We start from the raw sequence: 14,214 nt of genomic DNA on the forward strand, positions 1-14,214 counted from the left end.
CCAGCGAGGCGCCCCGCGGCGCGACGAGGAGAGCAATGGAGACCAGGCACCTGCGGTACTTCATCGCCGTCGCCGAGGAGCGCCACTTCGGGCGCGCCGCGCAGCGCCTGCACATGGCCCAGCCGCCCCTGTCCCAGCAGATCAGGCAGCTCGAGGAGCAGCTCGGCACCCAGCTGTTCGAACGGACCACGCGCAAGGTCGAGCTCACGCCCGCCGGCCTGCTCCTCCTCGACCGCGGCCGCCGCATCCTCCAGGACCTCGAGGAGCTCGAATCGGACGTCGCCGAGGTCGGCGCCGGCGCCGCCGGGGTCCTCAGGATCGGCCTCTCCGGCTCGGCCACCTACCGCCTCCTCCCGGCGCTCGTGGCCAAGGCCCGGACACACCTGCCCCACCTCAAGCTGACCGTGCGCGGCGAGATGCTCACCCCCCAGATGGCCCTGGACCTCGAGGAGGGACGGCTCGACGTCGCGGTCCTGCGCCCGCCGGTCAGCTCGCCCGAGCTCGACCTCGCACCCCTGGAGCAGGACCGGCTCGTCGCCGCGCTGCCCGCAGGCTCCCCGCTCGCCCAGCGCCCGGAGCTCGACCTCGCCGAGCTCGCCGAGGAGGCCTTCGTGGGCTACCCCTCCGACTCCGTGGTCACGAGGACCTTCCGGCAGGCCTGCCGCGACGAGGGCTTCACCCCGCGGGTCGTGCAGGAGGCCGCCGAGACGTCCACCCTGCTCTCGCTCGTCGCCGCCGGCATGGGCGTGGCCCTCGTGCCGATGGAATCGCCCACCTTCGCGTTCGCCGGCATCGTGTTCCGCCCGGTGCGGAACGCCCCCAGCATCGACCTCGCGGTCGCCTGGCGCGCGGGGGAGCAGTCGCCCCTCGTGCACCGGTTCCTCGAACTGTTCGACACCGTCCCGGCAGTCGGGCGGGGTCCACGCGGACCCCGCCCACTCGCCGTCGTCCGCTCCCCACTGCAGAAGGAGGCCGCGCGTGAAGATTGAGCGCATCGAGGCCGTCCCCTACTCGATCCCCTACACCCACCCGCTGCGGTTCGCGAGCGGGGAGGTGCACGCCGCCGAGCACGTCCTGATCCGCGTCCACACCGACGACGGACTCGTGGGCGTCGCCGACGCCCCGCCGCGCCCGTACACCTACGGCGAGACGCAGGCGTCCATCATCGCCGCCGTGCGGGACCTGTTCGCGCCGCAGCTGGTGGGCCTGGACCCGCTGGACCGGGAGAAGGCGCAGCGGATCCTGGCGCGGACCGTCAACAACGCCACCGCCAAGGGCGCCGTGGACATCGCCCTGTGGGACCTCGTGGGGAAGTCCCTCGGGGTCCCCGTGCACCGGCTCCTGGGCGGGTACGCGGACGGCATGCGCATCTCCCACATGCTCGGCTTCCGGCCCGCCCCCGAGCTGCTCGAGGAGGCCCAGCGCTTCCGCGAGCACTACGGGGTCACCAGCTTCAAGCTCAAGACCGGCCGCCGCCCCCTCGCCCTCGATGTCGAGGCCGTGCGCGTGCTGCGGGAGGGACTCGGGGACGAGGTGGAGATCTACCTCGACGCCAACCGCGGATGGACCGCGAACGAGGCGATGGAGGTGCTGCGCCGCACGGAGGGGATGGGCCTGAGCGCACTCGAGGAGCCCTGCGACGCGGCCGAGGCCCTGGGCCGCCGGCGTCTCGTGCAGCATTCGGCCATCCCGATCGTGGGCGACGAGTCCGTCCCCACCCCCGGGGACGTCTCCCGGGAGCTGCTCTCCGGCGGCTGCACGGCGATCTGCATCAAGACCGCCCGCAGCGGGTTCACCCAGGCCACCGAGATCCTCGGCCTCTGCACGGGCCTCGGCGTCGACGTGACCATGGGCAACCAGATCGACACCCAGATCGGCTCGCTCGCCACCGTGGCCTTCGGTGCAGCCCACGAGGCGAGCCAGCGCCGCGCCGGCGAGCTCTCCAACTTCCTCGACATGGCCGACGACCTCCTCGCCGAGCCGCTCGAGATCCGCGACGGCTCCCTGCGGGCCCGCGAGGTGCCCGGCGTGGGCGCCGAGATCGACGAGGCCAAGCTGGCCCGCTACCGCCAAGACGCCTAGGAGGCCCCGATGCTGTACCTGGTCCGCATGGACGTCCGCCTGCCCGCGGACATGCCGCCCGCCGAGGCGGAGGAGATCAAGGCCCGCGAGAAGGCCTACTCGCAGTCCCTCCAGCGCGAGGGCCGCTGGCCGCACCTCTGGCGCGTCGCGGGGGAGTATGCGAACTACTCCGTCTTCGACGTGGGAAGCCATGACGAGCTGCACGGGCTCCTGACGAGCCTGCCGCTCTTCCCCTACATGGACATCGCCGTCACGCCCCTCGCCCAGCACCCCTCCGCCATCGCCTGAAACCTGTGCCGCCGCAAGCTTTGCGCGCTCGCAAGGGCAGGGCCGATACTGGGACGATGGAGAAGATCGGGTTCCACACCCGCCGCGATCAGGTCGACGCCGTGATGAGGGCCGCCGACGTCCTCCTTCGTGTCGCCGCGACCTCCGTGGTCGAGGTCGAGGACCTCGTGACCACGCCGCAGCTGCGCGTCCTCGTGTTCCTGGGCTTCCGCGGCCCGCAGAACCTCGGCGCCGTGGCGCGCGAGCTCGGCGTGCACGCCTCGAACGCGACGCGCACGTGCGATCGGCTGGTCGTCGCGGGGTTCGTGAGCCGCCGGGACGATCCCGCCGACCGGCGGTTCCTCCAGCTGGACCTGACCCCCAAGGGGCGCGAGCTCGTGGAGACCGTGATCGAGCACCGCCGGCGCGCCATCGCGGACGTGATCGGCAACGTGCCCCCCGGCTCCCGGGAGGCCGTGGCCACCGCGATGGCCGCCTTCGCCGACGCCGGCGGCGGCCTCGGCACCGAGGACGGCAGGTTCACCCTCGGCCTCGGCGGCTGAACAGGCCGCCCGCCGTCAGCGCCGACTGCCCTTCAGCGCAGCTCTCCCGCCGCGAACACCAGCGCGATCGCCGCGTTGACGGCCGCGGCACGGCGGCGCCTCGGATCCGCGCCCGCCAGCGCTGCCATCGTGACGGCGTGGATCACGTCGACCGCGCCGCCGAGGCGGTGGAGCGTGCGTCCCCCGCGGGCCGTCACGAGCGCCTGGACCAGGTGCCGGGCCCCGAGGACGCGGATCACCGTGCGCGCGCGCTCATCCGGCCGGTGGCCCAGGAGCAGGCGCTCCACCGCACCGGGGGCCACCAGCTCGACTGTCCCGTAGGCTGCCCGGACCGTCTCGAGGGGCCTCACCGGGACCTCCGCACCAGTGCGCCGACCGCCGCGGCCGCCCCGGCCAGGACTACCCCGGCCGCGGCCGCCACCGCCCCGTGGTGCTGCGACGCGACGAGCTGGAAGCTGCGCGGGGAGGATTCGGCGTCGAACACGCCGTGCGCGCCGAAGTCGCGCTCGGAGTCGGCGGGCTCCCAGAGGTTCACCGGCTGGTCCGGGTCCCGCGGGTCCGAGGTCTGCTGGGCCTTGAAGCCGGTCTTGGCCAGATAGCGGTCCAGGATCCCCGGCGCCACGGCGTTGGCGATGAGCGTGGCAGCGGTGCTCCCTCCCACCCAGTACTCCCGCCGCTCCGGATGCGCGGCGGCGTGGAACACCCCGCGGGCCGCGACCTCCGGCTGATAGATGGGCGGCACCGGCTGGGCGTGATTCGGCAGGCGCGAGAGCACCCACGAGAACTGGGGCGTGTTCACCGCCGGCATCTGGACCATGGTGGTCCGGATGCCGCTGTGCTCGTGGAGCAGCTCGGTGCGGAGGGACTCGTTGAAGCCCTGGATGGCGTGCTTGGCGCCGCAGTAGGCCGTCTGGAGCGGGATGCCGCGGTAGGCCAGTGCCGAGCCGACCTGCACGATCGTCCCCCGATTGCGGGGCCGCATCCGCTTGAGGGCGGACATCGTGCCGTAGACGAAGCCGAGGTAGCTGACCTCGGTGACCCGCTTGTACTCCTCCGGCTTGATCTCGTGGAACGGCGAGAAGACCGAGGTGAACGCGACGTTGACCCACACGTCGATCGGACCGAGCTCCTGCTCGACCCGCTCGGCGGCAGCGTCGAGGGCCTCGTGGTCCGCGACATCCACCGGGATCGGCAGCGCCGTCCCGCCGGCGGACTCGACATCTGCGGCGGCCGCGGCGAGGCCCGCGTCGCCGCGCGCGAGGAGGGCGACGGCGTCGCCCGCCTTCCCGAAGGCGATCGCCGAGGCGCGGCCGATCCCTCCGCTCGCCCCGGTGACGACGACGATGCGGCGTGCTGTTCCCATCTGGACCTCTCCTTCGGTTCTGGCGGTTCTGTCGGTGCTGGCGGCTGCCCGCGCTGGCGCAGGCGTCCCGTCAGCTCGTGTGCGGTTCGATCCCCCAGGTGGCGGAGTGGGCTTCCCCGGGCTCCAGGGTGAGGAGCCCCTCTCCGGAGTTGAAGGCGTCCGGGGCACAGGTCATGGGCTCGACGCCCAGGCCGGTGCGGCGCCGGTCCTCCTGGGGCAGGGTGTCCCCGGTGAAGATCTCGAAGTACGGGTAGGCCTCGTCGGCCCACAGGGCGATCGCGGGCGAGCCGTCGGGGTGGGCGAGCCGGACACGCGCCCGGCCGTCGTCGTCGCGCGCGAGGTCGGTGTAGGTCACGTCGATCTGGCGGGTGCCGAGGGGCTGCGGGCTGCGCAGGTCGTACTGGGTGCCGTCCACCGGCTCGTGCCCGGTGGGGATGCCCTCGGCGTCGACCGGGAGGTACACGCTGCCGGGCACCTGGGCGTGCGCCTCGTCGATGACCAGGGTGCCGACGGTGAGATAGGGGTGGGCGCCGGTGCCGAAGGGGCACGGCGTGCTGCTGCGGTTCACCGCGGTGGTGCGGACGGAGAGGCCCGAGGCGTCGAGCCGGTACTCGAGGCGGCACGAGAGGACCCAGGGCCATCCCTGGCAGGCGTGCTGGGTGTGGACGAGGCTCAGGTAGCTCTCCGAATGCTGCTCGACCTCCCAGTTCGCCCAGCGGGTCAGCCCGTGGATCGCGCCGCCCTTCGCGGGCTCGCTGAGGTCCAGCTGCTCGGTCCGGCCGTGCCAGTCGTAGCGCCCGTGGCGGATGCGGTTGGGCCACGGGATGAGGGACTGGCCGCGGGCGCCGGTGCACATCTCGTCCTCGCCGTAGCCGTCGAGGAGGTCGTGGCCGTCCACCCTGTAGCGGCGCAGGGCGCCGCCGACCTCGGTGACCATGGCCGTCTGCCCCGCGAACGCCAGGGTGAACTGCCGCCCCGAGGGCGGCGCAGCCTCCTGGGCGGCGGGGGTGCCTTCTCCTGCGTCCATGCTGCCGCTCCCTTCCGTTCGGGATGCTCCCGTGATGGGGCACCGCTCGGATCCGTTCGCAACGGTTGCGTACCCGCAATGGCCGACTGTGAAACACCGCCGCGCCTTCCGAGGCGCCCCGCGGCCTGAATCATTGCGCTGGCGCAACGATTGCCCTAGCCTGCTGCCATGGTTGGCAGCGTCGAGGAGTTCCCGCCCCATGTCCTGCGCGAGTACGCGATGCTGGCCGATGGGGAGCGTGCGGCGCTGCTCGGGCCGCGCGGCGACATCGTCTGGATGTGCGCGCCGCAGTGGCACGACGATGCCGTCTTCTCCTCCATGATCGGCGGTTCCGGCAGCTTCGCCGTGACCCCCACCGACCCCCGGTTCGTCTGGGGCGGCCGCTACGAGGACGGGACCCTGATCTGGGTCAGCCGCTGGATCACGCCCGGCGGCATCGTCGAGTGCCGGGAGGCCCTCGCCTATCCCGGCGACCCGCATCGGGCCATCATCCTGCGCCGGATCAGGGCTGTGGAGGGGCCTGCCGAGCTGCGCGTGGTGGTCGACCCGCGGGCGGGCTTCGGCCGGCACCGGATGTCCCGGCTGCGCGAGGACTCCGAGGGGGTGTGGAACGCCCGCACGGGTCCGCTGCGGATCCGGCTGACGGGCGCGGCCGGGGCGAAGGCAGTGGACGGCGCGCTCGAGTTCACGGTGCGGCTCGAGGAGGGGGGCCGCCACGACCTCGTCCTGGAGGTCTCCGACGCCGAACTCCCTGCCGAGCCGGTGCGCCCGGACGAGACGTGGAGTGCCACCGAGTACGGCTGGCACAAGGAAATCCCCCAGTTCGAGAACACCATCGCGTCCGACGACGCGCGGCAGTCCTATGCGGTGCTCCGCGGCCTCACCGGGGCGGGGGGCGCGATGGTCGCCGCGGCCACCATGGGCCTGCCCGAGCGGGCAGAGCAGCGGAGGAACTACGACTACCGCTACGCGTGGGTCCGGGACCAGTGCTTCACGGGGATCGCGGTCGCCTCGTGCAAGGAGTTCCCCCTCCTGGACGACGCCGTGGCCTTCGTCGCCGCGCGGCTCCAGGAGGACGGGGCGCAGATGCGCCCGGCCTACACGGTCGACGGCGGCCGCGTGCCGGACGAGCACGACGTCGGCCTTCCGGGCTACCCGGGCGGCTCCGGCATGGCCGGGAACTGGGTCAACAAGCAGTTCCAGCTCGACGCGTTCGGGGAGGCCCTCCTGCTGTTCGCCGCCGCGGCCGACCACGACCGCCTCGACCTGGACCAGTGGAAGGCCGCCGAGATCGCGGTGGAGGCGATCGCGCAGCGGCACGACGAGCCCGATGCCGGGATCTGGGAGCTGGAGCCGGCGCGCTGGGCGCACTCCCGCCTGATCTGCGCCGCGGGGCTGCGGGCCATCGGCCGGCACGCCCCCGCCCGGCAGGGCTCGCGCTGGACCTCTCAGGCCGACGAGCTCATCGCGGACGTCACGAAGGACTGCCTCCACCCCAGCGGCCGCTGGCAGCGCGCCCCCCACGACGAGAGGGTCGACGCCGCCCTCCTCCGGCCGGTGCTGCGCGGCGCGCTCGCCCCCCAGGACCCCCGGTCCGTCGCGACCTTGGCCGCCGTCCGCGAGGACCTGGCGCGCCACGGCTACGTCTACCGGTTCCGGCAGGACGAGCGGCCCCTCGACCAGTCCGAGGGCGCCTTCCTGCTGTGCGGGTTCGACCTCGCCATGGCGCTGCACCAGAGCGGTGACCCCATCAACGCCGCGCGGTTCTTCGAGCGCAATCGGGCCGCGTGCGGCACGTCGGGGCTGTTCACCGAGGAGTACGACGTCGAGCAGCGCCAGCTGCGCGGGAACTTCCCGCAGGCGTTCGTGCACGCCGCGATGCTCGAGGCCTCGCGCCGGCTCGCGGACGAGCCGCCGCCGTGGGGCGGCCTCAACGCCTGAGGGCCGTCACGGCGTCGCGGTGGCCTGCCGCCGCTGGAGGCCGCCGACGAAGAACATGATGAGGATCAGGAGCGCTGCCGCGACCGGGCCGTCCCCCCAGCCCAGGCCGCCCGCCTCCGGGCCCTTGCCGGTCCAGTCCGCGAACGAGGCGCCGAGCGGGCGCGTGAGGATGTAGGCGCTCCAGAACGCGGCGGTCTCGGGCAGGCCCACCGAGCGCCGGCTGAGCAGCGGAACGGCGAAGAGGGCCGCGAAGACGATGCCGGCAGTGAGGAACCCGAGCCCCGCCGTGTAGGCGACGAGGTCTCCCGCCGCCGTCCCCAGGGCGAAGGTGGCGCAGACCGCGGCCCAGTAGAACAGCTCGGACCGGCCGGCGGTCACGCTGTGGATGGACAGCGTCCCCTCGGTGCGGTGCCAGAGCCAGAAGATCCCCGCCAGCACCACGGCGAACCCGGCGGTCGAGGCCGCATAGGGCACGGCGAGGACCACGTGGAGCACGTCCGCCGCCATGGTCCCGAAGACGGCGACCATGGCCACGGCCGCCCAGTACACCCACGGGACGTACCGGCGCACGCGCAGCTGCAGGGCCAGCGCGGCCGCGAAGAGGAGGAAGGCGCCGCCGACCGCGAGGTACGGGTCCACGGTGGTCACGAGGGCGTCGGAGGCCGACTCGCCCAGGGCGGTGGTCAGGAGCTTCACCGCCCAGAACGCGGCGGTGACCTCGGGGACCTTCCGGAGGGCGGAGGCCTGCTGAAGGCGGGGACTGGCCGCGGTCGGGCCGGATCCGGGACGAGTCATGGGATGAGGCTAGGGGCCCCGGTCTAAGCGATCTCTAAGAACTCCCCGTCCCGGTCGTGTACGGCGCCGGCCTTCCGTAGGCTAGGCGCGGAACGCCCGCGGAGCACCGCGGAACATCCAGCAGACCGCAGCCGAGCGAAGGGGACCCTATGTCCTACACAGCAGCCGATGACCGCTATGACCGCATGGAGTACCGCTTCACCGGCAGGAGCGGGCTCAAGCTCCCGGCGCTCTCGCTGGGCCTGTGGCAGAACTTCGGCAACGACCGGCCGGAGGACACCCAGCGCGCCATCCTGCGCCGGGCCTTCGACCGGGGTGTGACCCACTTCGACCTCGCGAACAACTACGGGCCGCCGTACGGCCGCGCCGAGGAGAACATGGGCCGGTACCTGCGCGATGACTTCGCGCCGTACCGCGACGAGCTCGTCATCTCCACCAAGGCCGGCTGGGACATGTGGCCCGGCCCCTACGGACAGGGCGGCGGTTCCCGCAAGTACGTGCTCGCGAGCCTGGACCAGTCGCTCAAGCGGCTCGGCCTCGACTATGTGGACATCTTCTACAGCCACCGGTTCGACCCGGACACGCCGATCGAGGAGACCATGATGGCGCTCGATGCCGCGGTCCGCTCGGGCCGCGCCCTCTACGTGGGCATCTCCTCCTACTCGGCGGCGAAGACCCGGGAGGCCGCGCAGATCGCCCGCGACCTCGGCACCCCGCTGCTCATCCACCAGCCCTCATACTCGATGCTCAACCGCTGGATCGAGGAGGACCTCCTCGACGAGCTGGCCACCCAGGGCATGGGCTGCATCGTCTTCACCGCCCTCGCCCAGGGCGTGCTCACCGACCGCTACCTCAACGGCATCCCCTCGGACTCCCGCGCCGCCCGCAAGGGCTCGACCATCCAGGAGGGGCACCTCGACGAGGCCACCCTCGCCCACGTCCGCCGGCTCAACGACATCGCCGCCGCCCGCGGGCAGAAGCTCGCCCAGCTCGCCCTGCAGTGGGCGCTGCGCGACCCACGGGTGACCTCCGCCGTCATCGGGGCGTCCTCGGTCGAGCAGCTCGACACGAACCTCGACGCCCTCTCCGGGCCGCCCCTGACCGCCGAGGAGCTCAACGCGATCGACCGCGACGCCGTCGATGCCGGCGTGAACCTCTGGGCCAAGCAGACCGCGGAGTAGGGGCGCCTGCTCTCGAGGCCAAAGCCGGTTGAGACCGACCGGCTTTGGCCTCCGACTGGCGTTTCCGGACAGCGGCCGCCTGAAGTCGGCCGGATTCGCCGTGTCCCCGCAGCATAGGGACATGACCCCTCAACGCAGGGACATGACCCCTCACCGCGGGGGAGGGGCGCCGGTGCTCCCCGCAGGCCCGGGTCTCCTCAGCGTGTGACAGGCTCCTTGCGCGCCGGGGAGGCCGGGGCCCCGGGGGAGGGCGTCCGGGCCAGGCGGGAGGGCCACCAGATCGCGCGCCCCACGTCGTATGCCACGGCCGGCACGAGCAGCGACCGCACCACCACGGTGTCCAGCAGCACCCCGAACGCGACGATGAAGGCGATCTGCACGAGGAACAGGATGGGGATGACCCCGAGGGCCGCGAACGTCGCCGCGAGCACGATCCCCGCGGACGTGATCACCCCGCCGGTCAGGGAGAGCCCTCGCAGGATCCCCGGCCGCGTCCCGTGGGCGAGCGATTCCTCCCGCACCCGGGTCATGAGGAAGATGTTGTAGTCCACGCCCAGGGCCACGAGGAACACGAACCCGAACAGCGGCACGGCGGCGTCGGCCCCGGGGAATCCGAACACGTGGTTGAACACGAGCGCCGAGACCCCGAGCGCGGCCGCGTAGGAGAGCACCACCGAGCCGATGAGGATCAGCGGCGCCACGAGCGAGCGCAGCAGCAGGATCAGCACGAGCAGGATCACGCCGAGCACAAGGGGGATGATCCTGCGCAGGTCCGCCTGCGCGGTGAGGTTCGTGTCGAGCGCGATGGCGGTCACGCCGCCCACGAGCGCCTGCGGGTCGACGGCGTCGAGCGAGGACCGCAGGTCGGTCACGGTCCGCTCGGCCTCCGCGGAGTCGGGCTGGCTCGCGAGCACGGCGTTGACCAGCACCCGCCCGTCGCGCACGACGGCGGCACCCGCCCCCGCGCCCGGCGCACCGGGCGCCGTGGCCCCGGCATAGACGGAGGCCGAGCTGATCCCCGGGGTGTCCTGGACCTTCTTGAGCACGTCGGCCGCCCGGTCCTGCGAGGCCACGACCACCACGGGACTGCCGGAGCCGGCGTCGAAGTGGCGGGCGAGGGCCTGCTGGCCGGCCACGGAGTCGGTCGCCGTGAGCACGAGCTGGGTCTGCTCGACCCCGTTCGCCTTGAGCTGGGGCAGCCCGGCGGCCCCGAGGCACAGCAGCACGAGGGCCACGATCCACGTAGTGCGGGGCCGCCGGGCGATGAGCCCCCCGACGCGCCGCCACAGGCCGCGCACGCCCTCGAGCCCCTCGGGCACACCGGACGGGTCGCTGGCAGTGCCCCGGCCCTCCGCGCCCCGGACGGCTGTACCCCGGCCCGCCGCGCCCCGGACAGCCGAGGCCCCGGCCCCGGCCCCCGCGGCGGGCGCGGCGTGCCGCGGAGCCGCGTGCCCGGCGTCGTACGCGGGACGCAGCGGCCAGAAGGCCGAGCGGCCCAACAGCACCAGCAGCGCGGGCAGGAACGTGAGCGAGGACAGGAGCGAGAAGGCGATGCCGAGGGCGGCGATCGGCCCGAGGCTGCGGTTCGAGTTCAGGTCGGAGAAGAGCAGGCACAGCAGGGCCAGGATCACCGTGGCCCCGGAGGCGAGGATGGGCTCGAAGGCGGCGCGCCAGGCCCGGCGCATGGCGTCCCAGCGCGATTCGACCGTGTGGAGGGCCTCGCGGTAGCGGGCCACGAGGAGCAGCGCGTAGTCCGTCGCCGCGCCGATCACGAGGATCGAGAGGATGCCCTGGCTCTGGCCGTTGAGGGTGATCCAGCCGGCCTTCGCGAACCAGTAGATCGCGAGGATTGCCCCGCACAGCGCCGCGATCGCCGAGAACAGCACCACGAACGGCAGCACCACGGAGCGGTAGACGAGGGCGAGGATCACGAACACGGCGCCCACTGCGACGAGCAGCAGGATGCCGTCGATCCCGCCGAAGGCCGAGACGAGGTCCGCGGTGAGCCCGGCGGGGCCCGTGACGTAGGCGCGGAGGCCAGCCGGCGCCGTGCCGGCCACGTCCCGCAGGCCGGAGACGACCCCGCGGATCTGGTCCGCGACGGGGACGATGAACTCCGCCGCCCGACCGTCCTTGGACGGGATGGGGCCGGCCACGCTCGACGGCACGCCCCCGGTGGGCTGGGCCACGCCCTCGACTGCCGCGAGCTTGGCCGCGAGGGGGGCGAGGGCGGCCAGATCGTCCCGGGAGAGCTGGCTGTCCTTCTCCACGACCACGAGAGCGGGGATCGCGGTGGACGCCGTGAACTTCTCCTGCCAGGCCCGCACCTCCGTGGACTCCGCGCTCGCGGGGAGGAAGGTCGCCTGGTCGTTGCTCGAGACGGAGGAGAGCTTGCCGAAGGTCGGGCCGCCGAGCCCGCTGAGGGCGAACCAGGCGAGGACGAGGAGGGTGGGGAAGAGCCAGCGCAGGCCCCGCCGGAACGTCGTCATGGATGGTCCTCTCGGGGGGCCGCGGGGGCGGCGGCCGCGGGGGCGGATGTGGGGGCGGCGGCTGGAGCGGGGCCGCCGGCGGAGCGGTCGGCCTCGGCCGCGGCGGCGATCCGCGAGGCCATGCCGCGGAAGATCACCCCGTGGAAGGGGAGCACGGAGAACCAGTACAGCCGCCCGGCGAGCCCGTGGGGGACGAACACGGCCCGCTGGGAGTAGGTGCTGCCGGTCCCGCGCGGCTCCACCGTCATCTCGAGCCACGCGCGGCCCGGGACGCGCATCTCGGCGCGCAGCCGCAGGAGCCGGCCGGGCTCGAGGGCCTCGACGCGCCACCAGTCCAGGGCCTCGCCGAGCTGGAGCCGGTGCGGGTTGCGGCGCCCGCGGCGCAGGCCCACCCCGCCCACGGCCTTGTCGATCCAGCCGCGCACGGCCCACGCGAGGGGGAACGAGTACCAGCCGTTCTCGCCGCCGATCCCCTCGACCACCTCCCAGAGGCGCTCGGGCGGGGCGGTGGAGGCCTCGGTGCGCACGTCGGTGAAGACGGTGCCGCCGGACCAGCCCGGGTCGCTGGGCAGCGGGTCGCTCGGGGCGTCCAGCGGCGCGGAGCTGGCCCATGTGGTCTCGACCTCGCCCTTGGCGATCTTCCCGAGTGCGAGCTCCACGGCACGCTGGTAGGACGTGAGGCCGCCCTCGGGGCGGCGGACGTAGGCGTCGATGGTGTGCTCCCGGACCACGCAGTCGTTCTGCAGCGACTCGACGAGCGGGATCGCGAGGGCGCGCGGGATCGGGGTGACGAGGTTGACCCACTGGGCCGCGAGCCACGGTGTGAGCACCGGCAGGGCGAGGATCACGGGCGGGCGCAGGCCCGCGGCCTTCGCGTATCCGCGCATCATGTCTGCATAGGTGAGCACGTCCGGGCCGCCGATGTCGAAGGCCTGGTTCACGTCGGAGGGGAGGTCCGCGGCGGCCTCGAGGTAGTGCAGGGCGTCCCGGACGGCGATCGGCTGGACCCGGTTGAGCACCCAGCGCGGCGCCGGCATGACGGGCAGCACGTCCGTGAGGTGGCGGACCATCTCGAAGCTCGCCGAGCCGGAGCCGATCACGAGCCCGGCCTGCAGCACTGCGGTGGGCACTCCGGATTCCAGGAGGATCCGGCCCACCTCGGTGCGGGAGGCGAGGTGGCGACTCAGCCGGGTGCCGGGGTTGAGGCCGCTGAGGTAGACGATCCGCCGCACCCCGGCGTCCCGGGCGGCGGCCCCCAGCGTCTCGGCGCACGCGCGCTCGCGGGCGGGGAAGTCATGGTCGGCGTGGCTGCCCATCGAGTGCACGAGGTAGTAGGCGACCTCGGCCCCGGCGCACAGCTCGGCGGCCGCCCGGGGGTCGTCGAGGCTCCCGGTGACCACCTCGACGTCGTGCCCCCAGGGCACGTCGCGGAGCTTGGAGGCGTCGCGGGTCAGCACCCGGACCCGGTCGCCGGCGGCGAGCAGGCGGGGGACGAGGCGCCCGCCGATGTATCCGGTAGCGCCGGTGACGGCGATGACGCGGCTCATGCGGGGGCCTCCTTGGAACGGCGGGTGGGAGTGCGGCCGGGGCGTCCGGCCCTGAGGCGTGCGGCGATCGCCACGGCGAGCACGACGGCGGCCGCGACCGCCGCGGTGCCGCCCACCTCGGGCATCGCGAGGGGGCCGGTGAGCCGCCCCACGGCGATCCAGGCGAGGCCCCACGCGAAGGACAGCAGGGGAGAGATCCGGCCGCGCAGGGCGAGGGCCACGCCGACGGCGACGGCCACGGCGAGGACGATGATGGCGACTGCCGCCGCGCTGGTCCCGCCGGGCAGGGCGGGCCGGGCCTCGCCGGGGGCGATGCCGAGGAGGGCGGCCACGAGGGCGGCGGCGTTGGCGACGGTGGCCACGCAGATCCATCCGAGGTAGAGGCCGAAGGTGCCGTCGGAGACCGTGGCCTCTAGGAAAGAGCCCGCCGGGGTGCTGAGGTGGAGCACGAGCATGCGGCACAGCACGGCGAGGAGGGCGAGCATGACCACGAGCGTGGCCGGCAGCGCGACGGAGGGCGAGCCCAGCTGGGCCGCCCAGAGCCACGCGGCGTTGAGCAGCATCGACGCGGCCGCCCAGGGGCGCAGGGCCCGCTGCCGCCCGCTGGCGAGGGCGGGGGGAAGGAACTGCCACACGGCGTAGGCCAGCAGGCCCAGGTAGATGAGGCTCCAGATCGAGAAGGCGGCGGCTGCCGGCGCCACGGGCGTGGCCGTCGCGGAGAGGTAGCCGCCGGCGGCGTCCTGGACGGTCGTGCCGCCGAACGCGCCGGAACCCCAGGCGGCCAGGACGATCGCCGCGACGGCGGACACGGCCGTGAGGGCTGCGGCGGCCACCGGCCTGGGCCCGGCCCCGTGGGCGGTGTGTTCCTGCTGGTGCATCGCTCCCCCTTTACATCCGGACGATCCTAGACAATCATATTTGTAGTTAATCGAGACATCAAGAAGTCGAGAGGACGGGCT

13 protein-coding genes are annotated in these 14,214 nt (G+C 73.5%); 6 read left to right on the forward strand and 7 right to left on the reverse strand.

What is annotated here, in order from left to right:
* Positions 1–35: 35 nt before the first annotated feature.
* The 4 genes from J2W20_RS13510 to J2W20_RS13525 are packed head-to-tail and all read left to right on the forward strand — an operon-like array spanning position 36 to position 2,912.
* Positions 36–989, forward strand: coding sequence for a LysR substrate-binding domain-containing protein (locus J2W20_RS13510; protein ID WP_307007189.1), 954 nt, complete (start codon positions 36–38; stop codon positions 987–989).
* Positions 979–2,082, forward strand: coding sequence for a mandelate racemase/muconate lactonizing enzyme family protein (locus J2W20_RS13515; RefSeq protein ID WP_307007190.1), 1,104 nt, complete (start codon positions 979–981; stop codon positions 2,080–2,082). The genes J2W20_RS13510 and J2W20_RS13515 overlap by 11 nt, the downstream gene beginning before the upstream one ends.
* Before the next feature lie 9 nt (positions 2,083–2,091).
* On the forward strand, positions 2,092–2,370 hold the full coding sequence (gene catC / locus J2W20_RS13520) for a muconolactone Delta-isomerase (RefSeq protein ID WP_307007191.1): 279 nt from the start codon (positions 2,092–2,094) through the stop codon (positions 2,368–2,370).
* A 56-nt stretch (positions 2,371–2,426) separates the two neighbouring features.
* Entirely contained in the window at positions 2,427–2,912 is a 486-nt protein-coding gene (locus J2W20_RS13525; RefSeq protein ID WP_307007192.1) for a MarR family winged helix-turn-helix transcriptional regulator, read from the forward strand.
* A 32-nt stretch (positions 2,913–2,944) separates the two neighbouring features.
* On the opposite strand, the gene J2W20_RS13530 is transcribed toward J2W20_RS13525, so the two are convergent.
* The 3 genes from J2W20_RS13530 to J2W20_RS13540 form a co-directional block, all read right to left on the reverse strand.
* Positions 2,945–3,262 carry a hypothetical protein gene (locus tag J2W20_RS13530; RefSeq protein WP_307007193.1) on the reverse strand — a complete coding sequence of 106 codons (318 nt, stop codon included), beginning with the start codon at positions 3,260–3,262 and terminating at the stop codon, positions 2,945–2,947.
* Positions 3,259–4,275, reverse strand: a complete 1,017-nt coding sequence (locus J2W20_RS13535; RefSeq protein ID WP_307007194.1) for an SDR family oxidoreductase — start codon at positions 4,273–4,275, stop codon at positions 3,259–3,261. Before J2W20_RS13535 ends, J2W20_RS13530 begins: the two co-directional genes overlap by 4 nt.
* 70 nt (positions 4,276–4,345) lie before the next feature.
* Positions 4,346–5,302, reverse strand: coding sequence for an aldose 1-epimerase family protein (locus J2W20_RS13540; protein WP_307007195.1), 957 nt, complete (start codon positions 5,300–5,302; stop codon positions 4,346–4,348).
* A gap of 168 nt (positions 5,303–5,470) precedes the next feature.
* On the opposite strand from J2W20_RS13540, the gene J2W20_RS13545 reads away from it, so the two are divergent.
* On the forward strand, positions 5,471–7,243 hold the full coding sequence (locus J2W20_RS13545) for a glycoside hydrolase family 15 protein (RefSeq protein ID WP_307007196.1): 1,773 nt from the start codon (positions 5,471–5,473) through the stop codon (positions 7,241–7,243).
* 6 nt (positions 7,244–7,249) lie between these two features.
* Here the strand turns inward: J2W20_RS13545 and J2W20_RS13550 are convergent, their stop codons facing one another.
* On the reverse strand, positions 7,250–8,038 hold the full coding sequence (locus J2W20_RS13550) for a COG4705 family protein (RefSeq protein WP_307007197.1): 789 nt from the start codon (positions 8,036–8,038) through the stop codon (positions 7,250–7,252).
* A gap of 149 nt (positions 8,039–8,187) precedes the next feature.
* On the opposite strand from J2W20_RS13550, the gene mgrA reads away from it, so the two are divergent.
* Complete coding sequence (gene mgrA / locus J2W20_RS13555) at positions 8,188–9,219, forward strand: L-glyceraldehyde 3-phosphate reductase (protein WP_307007198.1); 1,032 nt, start codon at positions 8,188–8,190, stop codon at positions 9,217–9,219.
* 197 nt (positions 9,220–9,416) lie between these two features.
* Here the strand turns inward: mgrA and J2W20_RS13560 are convergent, their stop codons facing one another.
* The 3 genes from J2W20_RS13560 to J2W20_RS13570 are packed head-to-tail and all read right to left on the reverse strand — an operon-like array spanning position 9,417 to position 14,133.
* A complete protein-coding gene (locus tag J2W20_RS13560; RefSeq protein WP_307007199.1) occupies positions 9,417–11,708 on the reverse strand; it encodes an MMPL family transporter in 2,292 nt (763 codons plus the stop codon).
* Positions 11,705–13,255 carry an SDR family oxidoreductase gene (locus tag J2W20_RS13565; RefSeq protein WP_307007200.1) on the reverse strand — a complete coding sequence of 517 codons (1,551 nt, stop codon included), beginning with the start codon at positions 13,253–13,255 and terminating at the stop codon, positions 11,705–11,707. The genes J2W20_RS13560 and J2W20_RS13565 overlap by 4 nt, the downstream gene beginning before the upstream one ends.
* Positions 13,252–14,133: a tryptophan-rich sensory protein gene (locus J2W20_RS13570; RefSeq protein WP_307007201.1), complete on the reverse strand. Its 882-nt coding sequence runs from the start codon at positions 14,131–14,133 to the stop codon at positions 13,252–13,254. The genes J2W20_RS13565 and J2W20_RS13570 overlap by 4 nt, the downstream gene beginning before the upstream one ends.
* Between the last annotated feature and the right edge of the window lie 81 nt (positions 14,134–14,214).

Source organism: Sinomonas atrocyanea, from assembly GCF_030812675.1.
GTDB lineage: Bacteria > Actinomycetota > Actinomycetes > Actinomycetales > Micrococcaceae > Sinomonas > Sinomonas atrocyanea_B.

Coding starts and splice junctions, on each gene's coding strand:
- J2W20_RS13540 (WP_307007195.1), bottom strand. CDS start 5,302: ATGGACGCAGGAGAAGGCACCCCCGCCGCCCAGGAGGCTGCGCCGCCC.
- J2W20_RS13550 (WP_307007197.1), bottom strand. CDS start 8,038: ATGACTCGTCCCGGATCCGGCCCGACCGCGGCCAGTCCCCGCCTTCAG.
- J2W20_RS13525 (WP_307007192.1), top strand. CDS start 2,427: ATGGAGAAGATCGGGTTCCACACCCGCCGCGATCAGGTCGACGCCGTG.
- catC (WP_307007191.1), top strand. CDS start 2,092: ATGCTGTACCTGGTCCGCATGGACGTCCGCCTGCCCGCGGACATGCCG.
- J2W20_RS13545 (WP_307007196.1), top strand. CDS start 5,471: ATGGTTGGCAGCGTCGAGGAGTTCCCGCCCCATGTCCTGCGCGAGTAC.
- J2W20_RS13535 (WP_307007194.1), bottom strand. CDS start 4,275: ATGGGAACAGCACGCCGCATCGTCGTCGTCACCGGGGCGAGCGGAGGG.
- J2W20_RS13560 (WP_307007199.1), bottom strand. CDS start 11,708: ATGACGACGTTCCGGCGGGGCCTGCGCTGGCTCTTCCCCACCCTCCTC.
- mgrA (WP_307007198.1), top strand. CDS start 8,188: ATGTCCTACACAGCAGCCGATGACCGCTATGACCGCATGGAGTACCGC.
- J2W20_RS13565 (WP_307007200.1), bottom strand. CDS start 13,255: ATGAGCCGCGTCATCGCCGTCACCGGCGCTACCGGATACATCGGCGGG.
- J2W20_RS13510 (WP_307007189.1), top strand. CDS start 36: ATGGAGACCAGGCACCTGCGGTACTTCATCGCCGTCGCCGAGGAGCGC.
- J2W20_RS13570 (WP_307007201.1), bottom strand. CDS start 14,133: ATGCACCAGCAGGAACACACCGCCCACGGGGCCGGGCCCAGGCCGGTG.